The 1244-nt window shown below is 71.4% G+C and carries 1 protein-coding gene; it reads right to left on the bottom strand.

Features of this window, described 5'->3' with window-relative positions:
* A partial coding sequence (locus AB0N07_RS51360) for an aminotransferase class III-fold pyridoxal phosphate-dependent enzyme (protein ID WP_365847931.1) occupies positions 1-1239 on the bottom strand: 1239 nt, incomplete at its 3' end.
* Positions 1240-1244: the final 5 nt, after the last annotated feature.

The following is a 1244-nucleotide window of genomic DNA, read 5'->3' as shown; positions in this document are numbered from 1 at the left end:
GGCGAGGGTGAGGACCTGGTCAAGCACGTCGAGGCCGAAGCGCAGGTCCTCGTCCGAGATGTTCAGCGGCGGGCACAGGTGGAACCGGTTCTCGGCCATGAACAGCAGCAGCCCGCGGTCCTTGGCCTCGGCCATCATCCGCCCCATCACGGGCGCCACCTGACCGAGCGGGGCCAGCCGCTCCCGGGTCTGCCGGTCCTTCACCAGCTCGACAGCCCAGAACGCGCCGGCGCCGCGCACATCGCCCACGCTCGGATGGGCCGCGGCGATCTCGGCCAGCCGCGGCCCGATGATCTCCTCGCCGATGCGCTTCGCGTGGGCCACCATGCCCTCCTCCTCCATCGCGGTGATCGCGGCGACGGCGGCCGCGCACGCGAGGGGGTGGCCCGAGTAGGTCAGGCCGCCGGGGTAGGGCGTGGTCGCGAAGCTCTCGTAGACGTCGTCACTCATGGCGACGCCCCCCAGCGGCACGTACCCGGAGTTGACCCCCTTGGCGAACGTGACGATGTCCGGGGTGACGCCCGTGAGCTGGTGGCCGAACCACTCGCCCACGCGGCCGAAGCCGACCATGACCTCGTCGATGATCAGCAGGATCCCGTGCTCGCGGCACAGCTCCCCGACGCCGGCCATGTAGCCCGGCGGCGGCAGGAAGATGCCCGCGGTGCCGGGGACGGCCTCGAGGACCACGGCGGCCACGGTGGAGGGACCCTCGAGCTCGATCACGTCGCGCAGGTGGGCCAGCGCGCGCTCGGCCTCCTGCTCATCGCTCTCCGAGCCGAACGCGGAGCGGTACGTGTACGCGGGCTGGAAGTGCACGACGCCGTCGGACGCCGAGTCCGAGCCCACGCGTCGCAGGGAGCCGGTCAGGTTCGCGGTCAGGCGCGTGGCGCCGTGGTACGAGAGGTACGCGGAGAGCACCTTGTGCCGACCCGTGTGCAGGCGTGCCATCCGCACCGCGTGCTCGTTGGCCTCCGCGCCCGCGTTCGTGAAGAACACGTGGTTGATGGACTCCGGCAGCCGCTCGGTGATCAGCCGGGCTGCCTCGGACCGGGCGTCGTTGACGTGCTGCGGGGCCACGGTGGCGAGCGTCTCGGCCTGTTCGCGGATCGCGGCCACGATCTTCGGGTGGCGGTGGCCGACGTTCGTGAAGACGAGCTGGCCGCTGAAGTCGACCATGGGCCGACCCTCGCCGTCCCACACCCACGACCCCTCGGCGTCGAGGATGGTCATCGGATTCAGATCGC

Source organism: Streptomyces sp. NPDC051172, from assembly GCF_040682555.1.
GTDB lineage: Bacteria > Actinomycetota > Actinomycetes > Streptomycetales > Streptomycetaceae > Streptomyces.
Note: the sequence above shows the minus strand (reverse complement) of the source record. Positions and strands in the feature narration are given on the sequence as shown.